The organism is Pilibacter termitis (genome assembly GCF_900167335.1).
Lineage (GTDB): Bacteria > Bacillota > Bacilli > Lactobacillales > Streptococcaceae > Pilibacter > Pilibacter termitis.
The window spans coordinates 115169-138036 of the sequence record NZ_FUXI01000002.1; the positions used below are offsets into that span (position 1 = coordinate 115169).

Here is a 22868-nt window from a genome sequence, read left to right on the forward strand (position 1 = left end):
ATTGTGTTTTTAAACAGAATTTTTGTGGGCTTTTGTGTAAACAAAGGCTTTTTTCTATTAAAACGAAAAGGAGTGAATGACCATAGCAAAAGATTTGATGGTAAATGACGGAATTCGTGCACGTGAGCTTCGTGTAATCACTGATGCAGGCGAACAATTAGGAATTATTAGTCGCCAAGACGCTTTGCGTAAAGCAGAAGAATTAAACCTTGATTTGGTTCTAGTTTCACCGCAAGCAAAACCACCTGTTGCAAAAATAATGGATTATGGAAAATTCAAATTTGAACAACAGAAAAAACTACGCGAACAGCGTAAAAATCAAAAAATTATTAGTGTCAAAGAAGTTCGCTTGAGCCCTTCAATTGACGACAACGACTTCAATACGAAACTGCGTAATGCACGAAAGTTCTTGGAAAAAGGAAACAAGGTGAAAGCCTCTATCCGTTTCAAAGGACGCGCTATTACCCACAAAGAAGTTGGTCAGAGAGTGCTCGATCGCTTAGCTGAAGAAACAGCAGATATTGCTGTTGTTGAGCAAAAAGCGAAAATGGACGGACGTAGTATGTTCTTGCAATTAGCACCAAAGGCTGACAAGAAATAGTCCGTAACGAACGTGAATTTATACAGGAGGAAAATTAATCATGCCAAAACAAAAAACACATCGCGCAAGTGCGAAACGCTTTAAACGTACAGGTAAAGGTGGATTGAAACGTTTTCGTGCGTTTACTTCTCACCGTTTCCACGGAAAAACTGTGAAACAACGTCGTCAACTGCGTAAAGCACGCATGGTACACAGCGGAGATTTCAAACGTATCCGTCAAATGTTAAGCCAAATGCGTTAAGCGTTTGTTCAACAGAAAAATTAACTTTAAGAGAATATCACAGCATAATTAAAGAAAGTATATAAGGAGGCATTTAACATGGCACGTGTTAAAGGTGGAGTCGTTTCACGCAAACGTCGTAAACGTATTTTAAAATTAGCAAAAGGCTACTATGGTAGCAAACATACATTATTCAAAACAGCGAAGGAACAGGTATATAACGCATATAACTATGCTTACCGTGACCGTCGTCAGAAAAAACGTGATTTCCGCAAATTGTGGATTGCACGTATCAACGCAGCAGCACGCATGAACGGACTTTCTTACTCAAAATTGATGCACGGTTTGAAACTTGCAGAAATCGAAGTAAACCGCAAAATGTTGGCTGATCTTGCAGTAAATGACATGGACGCATTTACTTCACTTGCAGAATCAGCGAAAAAAGCATTGAGTAAATAATTGAAGTTTAAACTCTCGGTCTTTGGATTGGGGGTTTTTTGGTGGGGTTTTATTTAAAATGCTACAAAATCCCCCCTTTCTCATCTTTCCAATTATATTTTATAAAAAATATTTATTTTTTTCCCCTTTTTCTCTTTCCCTTTTTTTGTAATTAGTTTATAATTAAATTTGTAGTATTTATAAAAAGAAAAGTGAAGTAATGCGGTTTGAATTTTGTCGCTGGGAGCAATAGCGTTTACTTGTTTTTACACTTTGTTTCGTGTATGGTATTTATAATAATCGAGTGTTTATTATATGTTGACAATGAAACTTCTGTTTTAAGTGTTCTTGCGAATAGCGAATAAAATTCAGTATTACGGAGCTAGACAAAGGAGAATTACCCAACATGAAAAAAGCAAAATTTGCAACATTGGCAGCTACTTTATTGGTAGCAGGAGGTATTTTAACTGCTTGTGGAAGTGACAAGAAAGAAACAGAGTCATCATCTTCTGAGGCGAGTTCATCAAAAACAGAGGAAAGTTCAAAATCTGATGCCTTTACAGGTGCCACAAAAGGAACAGATGATTTTGCAACTTTACAAAAAGGATTTGCAGCAAATGGAGCATGGCTAAACGCTATTTCTAAAGATATTGATGCAAGTGGTGAAACGTTGACGATTGACGGTGAATTTGAAGGTGACGGGAAAGTTGCTCGTGAGCTTGCAATGTACGAAAGCGACCCTAAAACTCATTTACCAGTTAAAACATTCACATTAACGGTTGCCAAAGTAGAAGTAAATTCTCCAAACTTCAGTCTTGCACAAGGAACAGTTAAAGGTGATGTTTATGTAAATGCTGAAGGATTCCACTTTGAAGGTGCAGCAAAATTAGAAGGAAACTTGATTTTCAAGACAGCTGATTTGAAAACTGCGTTTGAAAAACTTGCAAAACAACCTACTGACGAAGCAGCAGCACAAAAAGAACAAGAAAACCAAGGAATTGTTTCAGGTGAAATTAAAGTAGCGGAATAATTTGTTACAAATATGATAAAAAGTCCAACTTTTTTTGAGTTGGATTTTTTTGATAAACATGAGACTTACGAGGTAGCCATATCCTTTTCATAGACGAAAAAACAAAATCAAGTTAAAATAGAATGGAAACAATAATAGAATTGGAGAATATTATGTTAGAAAAAAAAGAAGAACAATTATTAATTGATTTGACAAGTGCTAGAGCCGTACCGGGAAATGAGGAAGAAGTTCGTGAAATTTTTAAAGAAGTTGCCTCGCCTTTGGCTGATGAGATTCTTTTTGACGGACTTGGTTCTGTTGTAGCAAAACGTAAAGGGAGTGGTGAAGACGCTCCAAGTATTTATTTTGCTAGTCATATGGACGAAGTAGGTTTTATGGTAACCAATATTACTGAAAAAGGGTTTATTAAATTTCAAACGCTTGGCGGTTGGTGGGGACAAGTAATGCTTGCTCAACAAGTGAGCATTAAAACACGTGAGGGGAAGATTATTCATGGTGTTACAGGGTGTAAACCTCCTCATGTCTTGACAGCTGAAGCACGTAAAAAGCCTTACGAAATCAGTGATATGTTTATTGATATTGGAGCGACAAGTAAGGAAGAAGTGGAAAGTTGGGGCATTGCATTAGGTGATATGATTACGCCTTACATTGAGTACAAACGCATGAACGGCTCTAAATATTTGCTTGCCAAAGCATGGGATAATCGTATTGGTACGGCAGTTACGCTAAAAGTTTTGGAGAATTTGGCGAAAGAAGGACATCCGAATACGATTTTTGCAGGGGCAAATGTGCAAGAAGAAGTAGGACTTCGTGGTGCACAGACTTCTTCTCATCTGGTACAACCAGATATTGCCTTTGCACTTGACACAGGTACAGCTGGAGACACTCCGGGGATGACGGAAAAAGAGTCTACTTCTGTACTTGGAAATGGACCGCAAATTTTAATTTTTGATGCAAGTATGATTCCGCACAAAGCGTTGCGTGATTTTGTGATTGATGTTGCTAACGAGCAAGAAATTCCTTATCAGCTTGAGGTGATTGCAGGTGGAGGAACAGATGCAGGACGTATGCACCTTTCAGGAAATGGTGTTCCGTCTCTTGCGATTACAGTACCTGTTCGTTACTTACACAGTCACACATCTGTTATTCACGAAGATGACTACTTGAACATGGTCAAACTTGTAACAGAAGTTGTGAAACGTTTAGACAAGGAAAAAGTGGCTGAACTACGAGGGTATTAAGTTCCACTTAACAAGGTTGGCTTAGTGGTCAACCTTGTTTTGATAAAGAGAACTTAAAAATTTAATGTATAACGAGGAAAGAACATTGACCAAAAAATTAATTATTGCAGAAAAACCAAGCGTGGCAAGAGATTTAGCACGTATTTTAAATGCAAAGACGAAAACGAAAAATTATTTTGAAGGCGAAAAATATATTGTTACATGGGCTTTAGGGCATTTGTTGACGTTGAAAATGCCAGAGGATATAGAAAAATCTTGGGCAGAATGGAATATGAATCAATTGCCTATGTTGCCCAAAAAATTAGGGATAAAACCACTTCCTAAAACGACAGCACAGCTCAAGGCGATTGGCAATTTAGCGAAAAGAAAAGATGTAACAGGTGCCGTTATTGCCACAGATGCAGGACGTGAGGGGGAACTTGTGGCTCGTTGGATACTTGAGTGGGTTCGTTTCAACAAGCCAGTAGAAAGATTGTGGATTTCTTCCCAAACGGACAAAGCAGTGAAAGAAGGCTTTCGCACGCTCAAACCAAGTAAACAATACGATAGTCTTTATCATTCGGCACTTTCAAGAAGTAAAGCAGATTGGCTTGTAGGTTTAAACGTGACACGAGCGTTGACGGTGAAATATAGCGACAATTTATCTGCTGGACGAGTGCAAACTCCAACGCTTGCTTTTGTTCGCAATCAAGAGGAAAAAATTGAGAAATTTATGCCAACCACATTTTTCACAATTGAACTTTTGGCTTTTGGACAAAAAGGAAAATTGGAAACGAAAAATCCTCATCAATTCAAAGAACGCAAGAATGCAGAGGAATTTGTTGGACGTTTGAATGGGAAAATCGGACATGTTGCAAACGTGGAAAAGAAAGAAAAATCACAATCCGCACCATTGCCGTATGATTTGACCGAATTACAACGAGTGGCGAACAATCATTATGGATTTTCTGCAAAACGTACACTTTCTTTAGTTCAAAGTTTGTATGAAACGCATAAAATCGTGAGTTATCCGAGGACAGATTCTAAATATTTGCCACGTGATATAGCTTCCTCTATGAAAGAGCGACTTGAGGCGATTGCAGGAAGTTTTGATGTGGCAAAACGCTACATTAAAGCTGGAAGTGTGGTAAAGCAAACGGCAGTGTTCAATGATAACAAAGTGAGCGACCACTATGCTTTGATTCCAACCGAAGAACGTGTGAGAGCGGAAAAACTCTCAAGTGATGAATGGAAAATTTATAAGCTCATTGTCGAGCGATTTTTGGGGCTTTTTGCGGAAAAGCATATTACTGAGACTATGCGAGCGAAAGTTGAATTTGACGGTGCGACATTTGTTTTTACTAGTAATCTCGTGAAACAAGCTGGTTGGCGAGGAAATGATGAAGTTTCTGATAAACAACTAGATTGGAGCAAAATTGAGAGTGTTAAGGGGGAATTTTCTATTGAGAAAAATTTAACAAGTCCACCTAAGGCATTGACCGAGGGAACGCTTTTGGAAAAAATGGAAAAATCAGGTCTTGGTACTCCTGCTACGCGTGCGGAAATCATTGAAAAATTGATTTCCAGTGAACTAATGGAACGTGGAAATGGAACGTCGATTTTGAAAACAACACCAAAAGGCAAGCAATTGTTAACATTGGTCAATCCGTCTTTAGTAACACCAGAATTGACGGCGAAATGGGAGAAAGAGCTAGAGTTAATTGCTAAAGGAAAAATGAAGTCGGCTGAATTTCTCAATGAAATAGAAGAAGTGACCACTAAACTTGTGCGAGAAATTAAGCAATCGGAGAAGAGTTACAAAGATTTTGCGATAACCAATAAAAAATGTCCAGATTGCTCTTCACCTTTGCGTGAGCGAAATACACGTGACGGGAAATTTTATGTTTGCACGAGTTGCTCGTATAGACGAAGAAAAGATGCAAAAATTTCTAATCACCGTTGCCCAACTTGTCACAAGAAAATGGAAATTATCGAAGGAAGTAATGGAGCGTATTTCCGCTGTAAATACGACGGCACAACAGAAAAAATGTTAGATAAGAGCGAGCGTAAAAAGAAAATGAGCAAGCACGAAGAACGCAAGCTCCTCAAGAAAATCAATCAAGAAAGCGAACCTGAAGAAAGTCCACTAGCTTTGGCTTTGAAAAAAGCGATGGCAGGGGAGTGATAACGAAAAAACACAATCCCCAAGCATTTCTATGCTATAATATATGCGATATACACTAGGAAGTAGGTGCAAATTTTGGCACAAAGGAAGAAAAAAACAGGTAGAAGAAGTAGCAAAAATAGTAAAAAACAGCAAGTTCAAAGGCGAGAGATTCTTATTGGGTTAGCTGGGATTTTGATTGCGATTTTTTCTGGCTTTCAATTAGGGTATTTAGGCATACAAGTGGCGAATATTTTTCGGATTTTCGTTGGGAATTTGTTTGAAATTTTATGTTTGGCAGTGCTTGTTTTTTCTATTTATCTCATTATTTCACCTTTGTTTCAGTCAAAGGGAAGAGAGAAATTTTGGACGGTGAAACGAATCACTGGGGCAACACTTAGTTTTATGAGTATTTTGCTCATGAACCATGCGTTGATGTTTGACAGTATCAAAACGAAAAATCCTAATATCCTCTCAACTACATGGGAAATGCTGGTGCTTGATTTTCGGCATGGAAAAGTAGCGGAAAATGTCGGTGGCGGAATGATTGGAGCAGTAGAATTTTCGCTCACTCATTTTTTGGTGGCAACATTAGGCAGCTGGCTTATTGCGATTGTGTTGCTCTGTATAGGTATTTGTCTATTTTTTGGTATTGGTACAAGTGAGCTTTCCGATTGGTTTCATACAGTGAAAGAAAAAATAGAGGAAGACCCTGAAATTTTGGCAAAAAAAGAGGCACTTCGGACGCAAAAACAAGAGGCTCGTCAATTGCGAAAAGAACAAAAAGCTCAAGCTAAACTAGAAAAACGTAGTGCGTATTATGAAAAGAGAATGCAAGAATTAGCAAATTCGCAAGAGAGTGAGCCAGAAGTGGAAGAAACTCCAATTCCGATTTCAACATCTACCCCTACCATTATGCAAAAGGAAGAAGAAATTCTCCCTCCGCAAACGACGGAATTAGAAACACTCACTCCGTTTTCAGATGAGCCAATTAAGCAAGTTGGCTTGCCAAAAGTTTCACTTTCAAGTGTGAAAGAAGAAGTAGTGCCAGTGCAAGAAAGTTTGGAACTTGAGGTAGAAGAAGAAACATTTGACCCAAGAGAAATTCCTTTTTCTGATTATGAAGGGGAAGAAGGGGAAGTGTTAGGTGAAAGAGAAGCCGAAGAGGCTCGTCAACAAGATGTAGCAATCAACAATCTGGCAATTCAAGAGCTAGAAAATCCGAATTATAAATTGCCACAAACAAGTTTGCTTGACCCAATTCCACCGAGTGATCAGACGGGTGAAATTGCGATTGCTGAGGAAAACATGGAAAAACTTCGCAAGACATTTGAAAGTTTCAAAGTGGATGCCTCAATCGTCAACGCACAAATTGGGCCGAGTGTAACGAAGTTTGAGGTGAAACCTGCAATTGGTGTTGCGGTTAGTCGTTTTAAAAAGATGACCGACGATATTCAGTTGGCTCTTGGAGCGAGAGATTTGCGAATGGAAGCACCAATTCCCGGCAAATCGTTGATAGGGATAGAAGTACCAAACGCTCATATTTCGCCTGTTAGTTATCGTGACATTGCGGAAAAAATGAAACTTCACAAAGATAAATATTTGGAAGTCCCACTCGGGCGAGATATTTATGGTGGGATTCAAACAATGGACTTGAGTGCTATGCCGCACGTACTAGTTGCTGGTGCAACAGGGAGCGGGAAATCTGTGGCGGTAAATGGTATTATCACAAGTATTTTGTTCCACGCTAAGCCACATGAAGTGAAAATGGTCATGGTCGACCCGAAAATGGTGGAGTTATCCGTTTATAACGGTATTCCCCACCTTTTAACTCCAGTTGTGACCAATCCTAAAAAAGCCTCACAGGCACTCAATAAAGTCGTGGAAGAAATGGAACGAAGATATGAGCTATTTGCTCAATTTGGCATTAGAAAAATGGAAAGCTACAACGCAATGGTTGATTTTGAAAATGCAAAATTAGGCAAGGGTGCGAAAAAATATGCCAAAATGCCGTATATTGTCGTGATCGTAGATGAAATGGCAGATTTGATGATGGTTTCTGGAAAAGAAGTGGAGGCGGCAATTGTCCGTCTGGCACAAAAAGCACGTGCAGCAGGGATTCACATGATTTTGGCGACACAAAGACCGAGCGTGGACGTTATCACAGGACTGATCAAGGCAAATATCCCGTCACGCATGGCATTTGCCGTTTCAAGTGGGGTGGATAGTCGGACGATTTTGGATCAACAAGGAGCTGAAAAACTTCTAGGGCGAGGTGATATGCTCTATTATCCGATTGGTGCAAGTCATCCCATTCGTGTGCAAGGAGCATTTTTAAGTGACCAAGAAGTCGAACGTGTCGTAGAATTTGTCAAAACACAACAAGAAGTAGTCTATAATGAGAATTTTGATCCCGGAGAAGTGAGCGAAACCGAAGGATTTTCTGGAGGTAGTAGCAATAGCGAAGTTGATCCACGTTATGAGGAGATTAAAGAATATGTTATCTCGTCAGGAAAAGCAAGTAAAAGTGAATGGCAAAGGGTGTTCAAGATGAATTTTAACACTGCAACAGTCATTATGGATACGCTAGAAGCCGAGGGAATTGTCGGCCCAGATGAAGGGAAAAAACCACGTAGAGTATTAGTAAGTGGTGTAGCAAATCACTCAGGAGAAGTTGAATGAGTTCAAACCGTATGAAAATTTCATGCGGTTTTTTGGTCGTTTGTATTCGTATTCTCTTGCAAGTTTTCTCTGTAAAGCGTAGAGCAAGTGAGTGAAAAACGCTCGTTTTATGAAAGATGAAAGGGTTTTTCCTTGAAAATTTCTTCCACTTTCTTTATACTTGAATATATTACAGTAAAGAAAGGTGGAGAACATCAATGAAAAGTATTTTAGATATTTTTTTAAAGGAACATGGAAAAACAAGGTATGAAGTTGCAAAGAACTCTGGGGTATTAGAAACCACACTTTCCAAGGCGAATCGGCGAGACCCTGAGACTTATACAGTAAAGACGATTTCAGGAATTGCAAAAGCAGTGAATAAAACTCCCGGCGAAGTGTTGGATAGGTTGATAGAAATAAAAGAATCAGATGAATTGTACGTTGTGACGACTTTTTCAGAACTTAAACAACGTGTGAAAGAACAAGAAGATGAATTTGTGATAAAAGGAGATCTTCATGGACTTATTAGAGAACTCGAGAGAGAACGACTTTCTGAGACGGTGGAGTTAGGATTTCAAATTGGCACTCGTGGTCTAGGGGCAACACAGATGTGGATAATTACGAGAATAGTAAATTTATTTGAAGACGTGTCAAATAGAGAAAGGGAAATTATGAAACAAGATATTTCTACTTTATATAGGACGGAATTTATTGATGAAACTACTGCGAAATTAAGATTGAAGCAGTTGGGGTATTAGCGGTTGTTTTACTTAGAGTTTGCGAGGTGGTGAAAAAATGTTCAAAAGAAGAAAAAGGTGTAGTTTTCTTGTGATTACCTTCGCTTTGTTGTTTTTGATAGGTTGTCTTCCAAAGGGAAAAAATTCTTCTCCAACGGAGAAAGAGGCGAAGGAAATCGGGGAATATTATGCGGAATATGTTTTATATGGGCAAAACGAGGAAAAGTCAAGAGAGTTCTTTTACGATTTCCCAATGTTAGAAGAACGCTTGGCGTCAACGGATTTGTATGCAGAATATCCTGTATATTATTTAGATGTGCCGAAAGAGGAAATAGATGACGAGGAAGAATTTTTACTCACACCGAGACAAAAGGAAGTGAAAAAAGCCATTCTTTCCCAATTTCATGAAAAAACAAGCTGCAAGGTGATTGATGTAAACTTGACTGGGCAGACTGCGAAAATTACCTATGAAATCGTTGGATTAGATACCATTCAGGTTTTTCAAAATGCTGAGGAGGATTTTCTAAAGGAAATAGACGTTTCAAAAAAGTATTCAGTGGAATTTGACACATATGAAATTTGGTACGAGGTGCTAGAAAAACAGCTCAAACAAATTCCAATCAGTTCTGCCAAAACGATTTCCTTGAAGTTTATTCATGAAAATGGCAAGTGGAGAATACCGAAAACTAAAAGTGATGACGAATTTCGCTTTCAAGCACTTCACGGGGTGAATACATGGGAATATAATGATTTGCTTGATGAAATAGTAGGACAATCTTCCCAACAGTTAGAAGAAAATCAAACTGAGACAGTGGGGTTATAGGTACCTCTAAAAAAATGCAATATATTTTTGTTTTTTATAGCGAGAAAATCAATTTTAGAGTAAAATAATGAGTGAAACTTTCTACGGATTTATTCCGTACAAAATTCAAACATAAGAATAGGAGAATTATTCAATGGTAAAATTAGTTTTTGCTCGTCATGGACTTTCTGAATGGAATCAAAAGAACCTTTTCACAGGTTGGGCTGATGTAGATTTGGCTGAACAAGGTGTAGAGGAAGCAATTAAAGCAGGTTTGCTTGTAAAAGAAGCAGGAATTGAATTTGATATTGCTTATACTTCAGTATTGAAGCGTGCAATCAAAACAACAAATTACGTTTTAGAGTATTCAGATCAACTTTGGGTGCCAGTTGAAAAATCTTGGCGTTTGAATGAACGTCATTATGGCGGTTTGACAGGATTGAACAAAGCTGATGCAGCTGCAAAACATGGAGACGAACAAGTGCATATTTGGCGTCGTTCTTACGATGTGTTGCCTCCAGACATGGCACGTGATGATGAGTATTCAGCACACAACGATCGCCGTTATGCTTTGCTTGATGACACAGTTGTTCCAGATGCTGAAAACTTGAAAGTAACGCTTGAACGTGCATTGCCATTCTGGGAAGACAAAATTGCTCCAGCATTGAAAGAAGGAAAAAATGTATTTGTAGGTGCACATGGAAACTCTATTCGTGCATTGGTAAAACACATTGAAGGTCTTTCTGATGATGAAATCATGGGTGTAGAAATTCCAAACTTCCCACCACTTGTTTACGACTTTGATGAAAAATTAAATGTCGTGAAAAAGTACTATCTTGAAGAAAAATAGAAAAGCGAGCGGGGCGTTCAGGGTTTTGTCGTAGTGAGCCACAGCATTTACTTGCTGGAAACGTAGTTTCCAGTGCTGTTGCGAACAGCGACCAGCCCTTCACTACTAGCCCAAAATCATTTTCAAACTGAGAAACTCGTATTGGTTTCTCAGTTTTTTTACTTACCTCTAAAATTAACCAATCTTTTTCTTTCTTCATCTTTTTTTTTAGTCATTTTCTGCTATAATAGACAAGAAGTAGGTTAAATTTATTTGTGTGAAATTCAAAGTGTTTCTAAAAACCTATGGTTACTAAAATGCTTGTTTTGAATTGAAAAGAAGTTTTTAGAGGCACCCTTAACATTTGATAGTTACTTCAAGCAGAATGATTGAAAGTTGGATTATTATGGGATTTACCATTAGCTATATTATTACGTTATTTATTACAGTTTTTATTTCGCTATTGTTGACACCTTTAGTGAAAAAGTTGGCTTTTAAAATTGGGGCGGTAGATGTGCCGAATAAACGCAGGATTAATAAAACAACAATGCCTACGGCAGGAGGATTGGCGATTTTTCTTGCGTTCGCCTTTTCGACACTTGTTTTAATCAACCGACAACTCATTGAAGTGGATTATTTTCGCTATGTTTTGCCGATTGTTGTATCAGGTGGAATGATTGTTGTGACAGGTTTGATTGATGATATTCGTGAAATTCGTCCGTGGCAAAAATCAATAGGTATATTGCTTGCAAGTTGCGTGATTTATTTCTTTACGGAAGTACATTTTGACTCCATTACCATACCCGGTATTGTTCGCTGGTTGTCACTTCCAGACTATATCAGTTTTCCTTTGACGATTATCTGGATTTTCGCTTTGACCAATGCGGTCAATTTGATTGACGGACTGGACGGTTTGGTTAGTGGTGTTTCGATTATTTCGCTCACAACCGTAGGGATTGTCGGATTTTTCTTTTTGCCTTTGCAAAGTGTATTTATTCCGATTACGATTTTTGCACTTGTTGCCGCCATTATCGGCTTTTTTCCGCACAATTATCACCCAGCAACGATTTATCTTGGAGATACGGGTGCGTTATTTATTGGCTTTATGATCTCGGTCATGTCGTTACAAGGGTTGAAAAATGCGACATTTGTTGCGGTTTTAACGCCTATGTTTGTGCTAGGAGTGCCGATTACTGATACACTTTTTGCGATTATCCGCAGAAAATTGAACAACCAATCGGTGACGAGTCCAGATAGAGCACATTTACACCATAGATTGCTCGCTCTTGGTTTTTCACATCGTGCAGCAGTATTAACGATTTATGGCATTTCTCTTGTGTTTAGCTTTATTGCACTTTTGCTAAATTACACGAGTAAAATTGGGATTATTTTGCTTGTCATTGCGGCAATTTTCGGGATTGAGTTATTTATTGAGCTAATTGGTGTATTAGGTGAAAATCGTCAACCATTGCTCAAAGCATTGAAAGTTATCGGCAATCGTGATTATCGACAAAAGATTCACAAGCGAAAAGAACGTATGAAGGAAATCAAACGAGTACTCAAGAAAAATGAAAAAGGGGAAGGGTAGCTCTTAATTTTATTTTTACTAGAAAATAAAGAAACGCAGAAATTTGTGATTTTTACAGGTATCCTTTTGAATAAATGAGCGAGGACAGTGATAAAATGTTAAAAACAGCATATATGAACGCCGTTCATTTTGTTTCCCAAATGCACGCAAAGGGGGAAACAGAGAAGGTAGTTTATTTGATGAGTTTTTCGGATAATAATACACATCTACTCAATGAACTGGCAAATTTTTATGAAAATAGATTGGTTGTTTGTTATACAAAAAATACTCTAAAAGAGGCACTTCGATTAGAAAAATTAGGTGTGGAAATTCTATGTCTTGATGAAAAGCGGACACTTTTTCGCAAGATACTCCCTATTTTGTCGAAAACCAAATTGATTTTGGCGGATAATTATTTTGTCGTACTTGGCGGAATTGAAATGCACCCAGAGGTGAAAGTCATTCAACTTTGGCACGCAGTCGGTGCGATGAAAAAATTTGGCTGGGATGCAGTCAGTACAGCTCAAAAATCAGCAAATGACAAGGCACGATACACTTCTGTCTATGCAAAATTTACGCATTTTGTGGTGGCAAGTGAAAAAATGGCACGTGTATTTGAGCAATCATGGCTTGCAGGACCTGAAAAAATGTTGAAATTCGGCAATCCAAGGTGTGACGTGTATTTTGATAAAGAATTTTTGAAAAAAAGCAAAGAGAAATTTCTTGAAACATTGCCAGAAGCGAAAGAGAAAAAAGTGATTATGTACGCTCCGACGTTTCGTGAGGCAGGTTTTGGCAAGGTGCCACTAGGCTTGAAACAAATGAACGCTTTTTTAGAACGAGAGAATCTTTTGCTCTATGTTCGTTTGCACCCAAAAGAAATCGGTTTGCAAAAGGAAATTCAGGGATATTCTTCGATTTGCTCTAGTATTGGGATTTTACAGCTAGAGGAAATTTTGCCGAATATTGACTTGTTGATTAGTGATTATTCCTCTGTGCCGTTTGAGTACACTTTGGCAAAACCAGAGGGGAAATTATTCTTCTACGTGCCAGATTGTGAGCAATATGAGCAAGAAGTTGGTTTGAGTGAGGGGTATCGTGAGTGGGTGCCGGGAGAAATTTTTGAAACGCAAGGAGAATTAATGCGTGCTATTCAAGAATTTGCTCATCCAAAAGAGGAAGAAATCTCAGAAGATGTGGCACGACCAAGTTTTAAACGTGTGCCAATTACATTTGCCGCATTTAACCAATTATGGAATACGAAAAACAACGGCATGGCAACGCAAAGGTTAATGGATTATTTAAAAGCAATGAAGTAACTTTTAAAAGAGGTGAGAATTGTTTTCACCTCTTTTTCAAACAGCAAAATTGAAGAATTAAAAAACCTAGTTTACAATAAGGAAAAGGAATTAAAGGCATCTCTAAAAACTCCGGTTAATCCAAAAACGGAAAACTAGAAATTTTGGGTAAATGTGAGTTTTTAGAGGTGCTAAAAATAGATAACAGGAGGGAAATTATGTCAACATTAGAAATAAAAAATCTTCATGTTCGCATTGAAGAGAAAGAAATATTAAAAGGTGTGAATTTAACAATGAAAACTGGGGAAATTCACGCAATTATGGGTCCAAATGGAACGGGGAAATCTACACTTTCTGCGGCGATTATGGGCAACCCTAGCTATGAGATAACTGAGGGTGAGATTTTGCTTGACGGTGAAAACATTTTGGAATGGGAAGTAGATGAACGTGCCAGAGCGGGACTTTTCCTTGCCATGCAATATCCAAGTGAAATTCCGGGGATTACGAACGCTGAATTTATGCGAGCAGCAATCAATAGCAGACGATCGGAAGATGAAAAAATTTCTGTTATGGATTTCATTGAAAAATTAGATGAAAAAATGGAACTTTTGAATATGCCAGAAGAAATGGCAGAACGTTATTTGAACGAAGGATTTTCTGGTGGAGAGAAAAAACGCAATGAAATTTTGCAACTTCTTATGTTAGAGCCGACATTTGCAATTTTGGACGAAATTGATTCAGGGCTTGACATTGATGCGTTGAAAGTTGTATCAAAAGGTGTGAACGCAATGCGTGGCGAGAGTTTCGGTGCGATGATTATTACACATTACCAACGTTTATTGAACTATATTACACCAGATGTTGTTCATATTATGATGGAGGGAAAAGTGGTCATGACAGGGGACGCTGAGCTTGCCAAACGTTTGGAAAAAGAAGGTTACCGAGGCATTTCAAGAGAACTTGGGATTGATTACGAGGAGGAATAGGCATGAGTGAAAAAGAAAGAATTGTCGATTTCTCTTTGATGAAAGAAGAACCTGCATTTATGCAAACACTTCGTCAAAACTCCTTAGAGTTGATTGATACGCTTGAGTTTCCAAAAATTGAGCGAGTGAATTATACACGCTGGAATTTATTTTCAGACACCTTTGACAAAGAAGAAGAAATGACGAATAGTGTGCCAAGTTTTGAGGCTATGCGTGACAATGCAGCACTCGTACAAGTTGGGACACAAACATTAATGGAGCAATTGCCACAAGATTTAATTGAAAAAGGTGTGGTGCTGACCGATATTTTTACTGCAATGACGGAATATCCTGAGTTAGTGGAAAAATATTATATGACAAGCGTAAAACCTGATGAGGACAAAATGTCCGCACATCACGCAACGTATATGAACAGTGGTGTATTTCTCTACGTACCAAAAGAGGTGAAAATTGACGAGCCGATTGAGCTTACACTTTTCCAAAACAGCGAGAGTGATGTAGCGTTTAACAAGCATATTTTGATTGTGGCAGATACACATAGTGAATTTACTTATATTGAGAAATTGCAAACCATTGGCAATGGGAATGAACGTGTCACAGCGAATGTTTTAGTAGAAGTGGTGGCATTAGACGGTGCGAAAATCAAGTATTCAGCGATTGACCGATTGGGCGAAAACGTTGTGAGTTTTATTGCTCGCCGTGGTCATTTAAAGGAAAATGCAGAAATTGATTGGGCAGTAGGGGTGATGAATGACGGACTTACTGCATATGATTTGGATAGTGACTTAATTGGCAACGCAAGTCATGCGGACATGAAAGTTGTTGCTATATCAAGTGGTCGGCAAGTGCAAGGAATTGACACACGTGTAACCAATTATGGACATCACTCGATTGGCAATATTTTACAGCATGGTGTGATTTTAGACCGTTCGAGTTTGACGTTTAATGGGATTGGACACATTATCAAAGGGGCGAAATTTGCAGATGCTCAACAAGAAAGTCGTGTGTTAATGCTCTCAGATAAAGCACGAGGAGATGCCAATCCGATTTTGTTAATTGATGAAAATGAAGTAACAGCAGGTCATGCGGCAAGTATTGGACGTGTTGACCCAGATGATATGTACTATTTGATGAGTCGTGGGATTGAACCAAAAGAGGCACAACGGTTAGTGATTCGTGGATTTTTAGGGGCAGTCATCACCGCCATGCCAAGTCGCACGTTGCAAGAAGAGTTCATTGAAATGATTGAAAGAAAGTTGAGTGCTCTATGAAAATAAATCCAAAAGCAATCCGCGAGCTATTTCCGATTATGGATGAACTTATTAATGATGAGAAACTTTCTTATCTTGATAACGCAGCGACCTCGCAAAAGCCTTACAGCGTGTTAAAAAGTATTCAAGATTTTTATGAATTATCCAATGCGAACGTACATCGTGGTGTGCATACACTAGCAGAGCGAGCGACAACGCAATACGAAGAGGCTCGAGCGAAAGTTCAACGATTTATTGGTGCCAATAGTACACGTGAAGTGATTTTCACGAGAGGAACGACCACATCACTCAATTGGGTGGCGACTTCTCTTGGGGAAATGGTGCTAGAAGAGCATGATGAAATTGTTCTTTCTCTTATGGAGCATCATGCCAATATTGTTCCGTGGCAACAAATTGCCAAAAGAACAGGGGCGAAATTGCGGTATATCGGGCTGAAAAATGGCAAACTTGACATGGAGTACGCCAAGAGCATTATCAATGGAAAAACAAAAATTGTTAGCATTACGCACATTTCAAACGTGCTAGGAGTGATCAATCCAATCAAGGAACTTGCAAAACTTGCACATGACAATGGAGCATATCTTGTCGTAGATGCAGCTCAATCTGCTCCGCATATGAAAATTGATGTAAAAGAGCTAGATTGTGATTTTCTCGCATTTTCTGGGCATAAAATGTGTGCTCCAACAGGCATTGGTGTTTTGTGGGGACGTGAGAAATTGCTTGAGAAAATGGAACCTGTCGAATTTGGTGGCGAAATGATTGATTTTGTTTATCAAGATTCTTCCACATGGAAAGAACTTCCTTGGAAATTCGAGGCGGGGACACCGAATATTTCAGGAGCGATTGCACTGGGGAGTGCGATTGATTTCCTTGAAAACATAGGTATGGACAATATTCATGAGTATATGCAGGAGATTGTGCGAAATGCTCTGCCAAAATTGCAAGCGATAGAGGGATTGACACTTTATGGCAATCTGGAGGACGAGAGAAGTGCAGTGTTCTCATTCAATTTGGAAGGCATACATCCACATGATGTGGCGACAGCTTTTGATATGGAGGGCATTGCCGTGCGTGCGGGACATCATTGTGCACAAGTTTTAATGCGAGAGCTTGACGTTCCAGCAACGGTGAGAGCGAGTTTTTATTTTTATAACTTAGAATGGGAAATAGACCACTTGATTGAAACCATTTTGAAAACAAAGGAGTTTTTTGCTCATGGCACTATCTAAATTAGACAACTTATACCGTGCGGTTATTTTAGACCACTCCCACCACCCACATCATCATGGGAAATTGGAGGGCGAAATTCCATTAGAATTAAGCAATCCAACGTGTGGCGATGTAATTTACTTAACGCTTAAAATTGAGAACAATATCATTACAGACATTGCCTTTGACGGAAACGGCTGCTCCATTTCCACAGCGAGTGCGAGCATTATGACAGATGCAGTAGTTGGCAAAACGATAGAGGAAATCAATCATTTAGCAGAAGATTTTTCCTTGCTTGTAACAGGAGTAGAAGTCGAAAATACAAAAGGAAAATTTGGCGACGGAGCAATGCTTGCAGGTGTATCAAAATTTCCACAACGAGTAAAATGTGCCACGCTTAGTTGGAATGCTTTGAAAAAGGCCTTAGAGCTGAATGAAAAAAATCGTTGAAAAATAAAACAATAAAAAATGAATAGGAGGAAAGACATGACGGAAGAAATAAAACCTATTGATTTAGGTGAGTATAAATTTGGTTTTCACGATGATGTCAAACCACTTTATTCAACAGGAAAAGGATTGACAGAGGAGATTGTTCGTGAAATTTCACATACAAAAGGAGAACCAGAATGGATGTTGGAATTTCGTTTGAAATCTCTTGAGGCATTTCACAAAATGCCTATGCAGACGTGGGGGGCAGATTTGAGTGACATCAACTTTGATGACATCATCTACTACCAAAAACCAAGTGACAAACCAGCAAGAGATTGGGACGATGTGCCAGATAAAATCAAAGAAACCTTTGAACGCATTGGGATTCCTGAAGCAGAACGTGCCTATCTTGCAGGAGCATCCGCTCAATATGAGAGCGAAGTAGTTTACCATAATATGAAAGAGGAGTTTGAAAAATTAGGGATTATTTTCACAGACACCGACTCGGCGTTAAAAGAATACCCTGATTTATTCAAACAATATTTTGCCAAACTTGTGCCACCAACAGACAATAAATTGGCAGCACTTAACTCTGCAGTGTGGAGTGGAGGAACATTTATCTATGTACCAAAAGGTGTAAGAGTAGATATTCCACTTCAAACGTACTTCCGTATCAATGCGGAAAATACGGGGCAGTTTGAGCGTACTTTGATTATTGTAGATGAGGGTGCAAGTGTGCATTATGTTGAAGGCTGTACTGCACCGACTTATTCAAGTAATTCTTTACACGCTGCGGTAGTAGAAATTTTCACGCTTGAGGGTGCTTACACTCGTTACACCACCATTCAAAACTGGAGCGACAATGTTTACAATTTGGTAACCAAACGTGCCAAAGCTGAAAAAGATGCGACAGTTGAATGGATTGACGGCAATCTTGGGGCAAAAGTGACGATGAAATATCCTGCGGTCTATCTTGACGGTGAGGGAGCAAGAGGAACAATGCTTTCTATTGCCTTTGCAGGAGCAGGGCAAGTGCAAGATACAGGGGCGAAAATGATTCACAATGCTCCAAACACATCAAGCTCAATTGTTTCTAAATCAATTGCCAAAGACGGTGGTGAGGTAAACTATCGTGGGCAAGTGACCTTTTCAAAAGCGAGCAAAAAGTCAGGTTCGCATATTGAATGTGATACGATTATCATGGACGATAAGTCAAAATCTGACACCATTCCATTTAACGAAATACACAATTCACAAGTTGCCTTAGAGCATGAGGCGAAAGTTTCCAAAATCTCAGAGGAGCAGCTCTATTATTTAATGAGCCGAGGACTCTCTGAAAGCGAAGCAACCGAAATGATTGTAATGGGCTTTGTAGAGCCATTTACGAAAGAGTTGCCAATGGAGTATGCGGTGGAGTTGAATCGGTTGATTAGTTATGAAATGGAAGGGAGTGTGGGGTAATTCTCACGCAAACGCTAGAAACGTTGAAATAATAACGTTTCTAGCGTTTTTTATACAAATTAAATTAAGGGTACCTCAAAAAAACTTGGCATAAAGATTGTGTTTATAGGAAAGAAAAAGAACAAAGATGCGGATTTTTTCATTTGAGGGTACTCATTCTTTTTTAGACTATATCGGAGTGGAAAGCTAATACTGATTTAAAATAAAAACCTAACCAAAAACATCCAAAATCCATTTCCGTCCAGTTATTGACTGGCTGGTTTTCTTTTCAAGTCCATTCATCACTTCGCACAATTTATCAATGACGTCATTTAAAGAAGGGAAGAACACATTAATGAATCCTCTTTTCCTGATTTCTTTCCATATCTGCTCAATTGGATTCATTCCAGGTATATAAGGCGGAATAAACAATTGGGTATTTTTTAGACAATTCATTCAAGAAATATTTTGTGCATTCTGTATTACAATACGGCATGATTAAAAAGAAACTCTTCCCGTCAAGTGGGGCAACAGCTCAAAAGGTATGAAAATCAACTCTCATTTCTCTCGCTGTAATAAGCTGTCCTTTGTTTGCTTTTTCCTTGTACTGTTCAAAGAATTTTTCTTCATCTTCTTTACTGACTTTCCGACTATTTCCTCCAACTCGTCCGTCTTTTAATAATTTGTCAAATCCTTCCTTCATAAACATGGAAACGATTTGAGGAACATATTTATTCGAAAATCCTGTAATTTCAACGACTTCTTTGTTCTTTTTCCCTTCTCCTCTTAGGGCAATGACTTCCAATCGTCTGTAAATTCTTTTAACATTGGTAGCTTTCATATATTTACGTGCTTCAATTGCTTGTTCTTTTGTTATTTTAAATTCTTTAGTCATACGTACAGTATATCGTAGTTAGGAGTGTATTTCAAGTTAGTATAAATTATGTCGAAACAGGGTGAAGGTTCGTGTTTAAGTAAAAAAAACGAGTGGTTTTGTACTTTTTTCCATAAAATTTTAGTTAAAATAATTGCTAATACTAAAAAATGATGGTATTTTGTTAAAAACATACAAAAAGAGTAAGCGATAGTAGGAAACATGAATATGGATGAAAAAATGTATTTATGTCATGAATATATTCAATCACTAACAAAGGGAAATTATGAAGGTGTAGGTAAGAAGAAATGAAAAAAGAAAAATCATCTGCATTAATTTTAAATGAAGATAATAAGTTATTAGTTGTGAAAAAGAGAGAAAACCAAACGCATTTTATTTTACCTGGAGGAAAAAGAGAAAAGAATGAAACTCTTGAAGAAGCTCTAAAAAGAGAAATTAGAGAAGAAATAGGTGTTGAATTATTAGATTTTATTTTTATTGAAAAATTTATCGTACAAGCACAATTTGATGATTATCAAATAGAAAATTATATGTATTTATGTAAAGTAAATGGAACCCCGCAAGCGAAGAGTGAAATATCTGAAATAAAATGGATTGATATTAATGATGTAAATAAACAAGAGTTAGCTTCTGGAATAGTTCTTCATGCGATTCCTTATTTAAAAGAATATTTTTTACAAGGGAGGAAAACGTTAAGTAGAATAAAGAATTTTATTTTTGATTGGGATAATACTTTATTTGATTATAAAGGATATTGGGAAAAAGCACATCGACAAAAATATAATGATTTCCGAAAAATAAATGAGATTACATCGTATGAAAATTTTATGCGAATCTATAAGGAAAATGATGAAAAATTATGGATAAAAGTTTCTAATGGGGAAATGACATTAGATGAATTACGTTTACGTAGAATGCTTATGACAATGGCGAAGTTGAAAATTTCAATGACAGAGGAAGAAGCTGTCTTGTTTTTTGATGATGTATTTAAAAGATTATTGAACAGTATTCAACCTCAAAAAGATTTGCTCAAAAGACTTCAAACAATGAAAGACAAAAAGATATTTATCTTAACAAATGGCACGATAGAAGAACAAAACGAAAAGTTATCACGAACAGGATTTCTGAATCAATTTCCAACGTATATTTCCGAAGATATTGGATTTGAAAAACCAAATCTTACAGCTTTTGAATATGTAATAAAAAAAAATAATTTATCTCCATTGGAGAGTGTTATGATTGGCGATTCGTTGACAAATGATATTTTGCCCGCAAAAAAACTTGGCATGAGGACAGTGCTTGTAGGAGGACAGAGTAACAAAGAGGCTGATTTTTCATTTGAGAGTGTTACTTCTTTTTTAGACTATATCGAAGTGGAAAGCTAAAAAAGAAAGTTCGTCATTTCCGAATGATAAAGAAAAACTATCTCAAATTTTCTTGAGAAAATTGTATCTAGGAATGAGTTGTGCTATTCTATAAAAAAGGTATTTCTAAAAATTCACGTTTAGCTAAAACTGCAGTTTTCATATTAAACGAGGGATTTTAGATGAAACCATAACAAAATAATGCTAGGTTTGAAAAATTACCTAAGCGAAAAAGGATGTATAAAGATGAGTGGTTATTTAGTATTGCAAACAGATTTTGGTTTAGTTGACGGTGCGGTAAGTGCAATGCACGGTGTGGCACATACGGTGAGCGATGAGATTGTGGTAAAAGATTTAACACATGAAATTCCACCGTACGACATTTGGGTGGCGAGTTATCGTTTGTATCAAACGGTGAGTTATTGGAAAGAAGGCACGGTCTTTGTTTCTGTTGTTGACCCGGGTGTGGGAAGTGATAGACGAAGTATTGCAGTGAAAACTTTAGATAATCATTATATTATTACACCTGATAATGGTTCACTTTCGCACATTTTGCATTATCAAGGGATTGCAGAAGTGCGACAAATTGACGAAGTGAAAAGTCGTTTGCCACATTCTGAAGAAAGCCATACTTTCCACGGACGTGATATTTACGCGTACAATGGAGCAAGACTTGCAAGTGGTGAGATTACGTTTGAGCAACTCGGCAGTGTAATTCCAGTTGAGGATATTACGACCCTTCCGATTGTCAATGCTGAAATTGAGGGCAAAATTTTGCGTGGTTCAATTGATGTGCTAGACGTTCGTTTTGGTTCACTTTGGACAAATATCCCGTCAGAATTTCTGCACAAGGAAAATATTCGTCCGGGTGATAGCGTCCAAGTGACGATTTTCCATAAAGGCAAAAAAGTCTACCAAAATATTTTACAATTCGCCAAAAGTTTTGCGGATGTGAATGTCGGCGAGCCGCTTGTCTACGTCAATTCACTTGTAAATGTCGGAATTGCGGTCAATCAGGATTCCTTTAGTGATTTGTACCACATTGGTACAGGAACAGATTGGATTGTCGAATTACGACGTGCACCTAAAATTATTTTTGAATAAGAAAGAGGAAAAGAAATGAAAAAAGATATTTCAGTAAAAACCGTTGTCGCAACAGCGATTGGTGTTGCATTGTTCGTAGTTGTTGGACGGTTTGGTAGTATTCCAACAGGGATTCCTAATACAGAATTTTCACTTGCCTACCCGATTCTTGGGCTAATCGGTGTATTATTTGGTCCAATAGCAGGTGGATTGACAGGACTAATCGGTCATGCGTTGAAAGATGCTGTGTTTTATGGTTCAGTTTGGTGGTCTTGGGTCATCAGCAGTGCGATTCTAGGGATTTTATTCGGGCTTATTGGTAAAAAATTAAAAGTTGAACAAGGGAAATTTTCTTTGAAAGATATTGTTTTGTTCAATATTTTTCAAGTGATTAGCAACTTAATTGTCTGGGCAGTAGTAGCTCCTGTTGGAGATGTACTCATTTACAGTGAACCAGCCAATAAAGTATATACGCAAGGACTGGTTGCCTCTCTTGTCAATAGTGTCGGAATTGGCATTGCTTGTACGATTATCTTTGCCGTCTACGCAAAAACTAGAGTGCAAAAAGGAAGTTTATCAAAAGAGGACTAAAAATAGAAATTGAGTATATACAGACCTTATTTT

21 protein-coding genes and 1 other annotated feature (1 of these 22 cut by a window edge) are annotated in these 22868 nt (G+C 38.0%); of the genes, 20 read left to right on the top strand and 1 reads right to left on the bottom strand.

The genetic code is table 11. The features are described from left to right. Positions 1-62 (top strand) — a sequence feature (ribosomal protein L20 leader region) (it extends 56 nt beyond the left edge of the window). A 14-nt stretch (positions 63-76) separates the two neighbouring features. The 17 genes from infC to sufB all read left to right on the top strand — a co-directional run bounded on the left by infC (position 77) and on the right by sufB (position 18923). Further along, positions 77-601, top strand: coding sequence for a translation initiation factor IF-3 (gene infC, locus B5D30_RS01290; RefSeq protein ID WP_078806223.1), 525 nt, complete (start codon positions 77-79; stop codon positions 599-601). A gap of 40 nt (positions 602-641) precedes the next feature. Beyond that, entirely contained in the window at positions 642-842 is a 201-nt protein-coding gene (rpmI, locus tag B5D30_RS01295; protein ID WP_078806224.1) for a 50S ribosomal protein L35, read from the top strand. A gap of 78 nt (positions 843-920) precedes the next feature. After that, complete coding sequence (gene rplT, locus B5D30_RS01300; RefSeq protein ID WP_078806225.1) at positions 921-1280, top strand: 50S ribosomal protein L20; 360 nt, start codon at positions 921-923, stop codon at positions 1278-1280. Positions 1281-1665: 385 nt separating this feature from the next. Next, positions 1666-2289, top strand: a complete 624-nt coding sequence (locus B5D30_RS01305; RefSeq protein WP_234984593.1) for a hypothetical protein — start codon at positions 1666-1668, stop codon at positions 2287-2289. A gap of 152 nt (positions 2290-2441) precedes the next feature. Then, a complete protein-coding gene (locus B5D30_RS01310) occupies positions 2442-3530 on the top strand; it encodes a M42 family metallopeptidase (protein ID WP_078806226.1) in 1089 nt (362 codons plus the stop codon). Positions 3531-3594: 64 nt separating this feature from the next. Beyond that, positions 3595-5694, top strand: a complete 2100-nt coding sequence (locus B5D30_RS01315; RefSeq protein ID WP_078806227.1) for a DNA topoisomerase 3 — start codon at positions 3595-3597, stop codon at positions 5692-5694. A gap of 75 nt (positions 5695-5769) precedes the next feature. After that, a complete protein-coding gene (locus tag B5D30_RS01320; RefSeq protein ID WP_078806251.1) occupies positions 5770-8355 on the top strand; it encodes an FtsK/SpoIIIE family DNA translocase in 2586 nt (861 codons plus the stop codon). A gap of 197 nt (positions 8356-8552) precedes the next feature. Then, positions 8553-9092: a helix-turn-helix domain-containing protein gene (locus B5D30_RS01325; RefSeq protein WP_078806228.1), complete on the top strand. Its 540-nt coding sequence runs from the start codon at positions 8553-8555 to the stop codon at positions 9090-9092. 37 nt (positions 9093-9129) lie between these two features. Next, entirely contained in the window at positions 9130-9894 is a 765-nt protein-coding gene (locus tag B5D30_RS01330) for a hypothetical protein (protein ID WP_078806229.1), read from the top strand. Between the two features lie 133 nt (positions 9895-10027). Continuing rightward, entirely contained in the window at positions 10028-10723 is a 696-nt protein-coding gene (locus B5D30_RS01335) for a phosphoglycerate mutase (RefSeq protein ID WP_078806230.1), read from the top strand. Positions 10724-11108: 385 nt separating this feature from the next. Continuing rightward, entirely contained in the window at positions 11109-12290 is a 1182-nt protein-coding gene (locus B5D30_RS01340; protein ID WP_078806252.1) for a glycosyltransferase family 4 protein, read from the top strand. 95 nt (positions 12291-12385) lie between these two features. Next, entirely contained in the window at positions 12386-13588 is a 1203-nt protein-coding gene (locus B5D30_RS01345) for a CDP-glycerol glycerophosphotransferase family protein (RefSeq protein WP_159443161.1), read from the top strand. Positions 13589-13785: 197 nt separating this feature from the next. Further along, positions 13786-14553, top strand: a complete 768-nt coding sequence (gene sufC, locus B5D30_RS01350) for a Fe-S cluster assembly ATPase SufC (RefSeq protein WP_078806232.1) — start codon at positions 13786-13788, stop codon at positions 14551-14553. 2 nt (positions 14554-14555) lie between these two features. Next, entirely contained in the window at positions 14556-15824 is a 1269-nt protein-coding gene (sufD, locus tag B5D30_RS01355; RefSeq protein ID WP_078806233.1) for a Fe-S cluster assembly protein SufD, read from the top strand. Further along, on the top strand, positions 15821-17053 hold the full coding sequence (locus tag B5D30_RS01360) for a cysteine desulfurase (RefSeq protein WP_078806234.1): 1233 nt from the start codon (positions 15821-15823) through the stop codon (positions 17051-17053). Before sufD ends, B5D30_RS01360 begins: the two co-directional genes overlap by 4 nt. Continuing rightward, positions 17040-17483 (top strand): Fe-S cluster assembly sulfur transfer protein SufU, encoded by a 444-nt coding sequence (gene sufU / locus B5D30_RS01365; RefSeq protein ID WP_078806235.1) that lies wholly within the window; start codon positions 17040-17042, stop codon positions 17481-17483. The genes B5D30_RS01360 and sufU overlap by 14 nt, the downstream gene beginning before the upstream one ends. Before the next feature lie 36 nt (positions 17484-17519). Next, complete coding sequence (gene sufB / locus B5D30_RS01370; protein ID WP_078806236.1) at positions 17520-18923, top strand: Fe-S cluster assembly protein SufB; 1404 nt, start codon at positions 17520-17522, stop codon at positions 18921-18923. A 514-nt stretch (positions 18924-19437) separates the two neighbouring features. Here the strand turns inward: sufB and B5D30_RS01375 are convergent. Further along, positions 19438-19797, bottom strand: a complete 360-nt coding sequence (locus B5D30_RS01375) for a helix-turn-helix domain-containing protein (protein WP_078806237.1) — start codon at positions 19795-19797, stop codon at positions 19438-19440. Positions 19798-20084: 287 nt separating this feature from the next. Between B5D30_RS01375 and B5D30_RS01380 the strand changes: the two genes are divergently transcribed. The 3 genes from B5D30_RS01380 (at position 20085) to B5D30_RS01390 (ending at position 22835) form a co-directional block, all read left to right on the top strand. Next, positions 20085-21182: an HAD-IA family hydrolase gene (locus B5D30_RS01380; protein ID WP_078806238.1), complete on the top strand. Its 1098-nt coding sequence runs from the start codon at positions 20085-20087 to the stop codon at positions 21180-21182. A 225-nt stretch (positions 21183-21407) separates the two neighbouring features. Beyond that, on the top strand, positions 21408-22265 hold the full coding sequence (locus B5D30_RS01385; RefSeq protein WP_078806239.1) for an SAM hydrolase/SAM-dependent halogenase family protein: 858 nt from the start codon (positions 21408-21410) through the stop codon (positions 22263-22265). A 15-nt stretch (positions 22266-22280) separates the two neighbouring features. After that, positions 22281-22835, top strand: a complete 555-nt coding sequence (locus tag B5D30_RS01390; RefSeq protein ID WP_078806240.1) for an ECF-type riboflavin transporter substrate-binding protein — start codon at positions 22281-22283, stop codon at positions 22833-22835. Positions 22836-22868 lie beyond the last annotated feature (33 nt).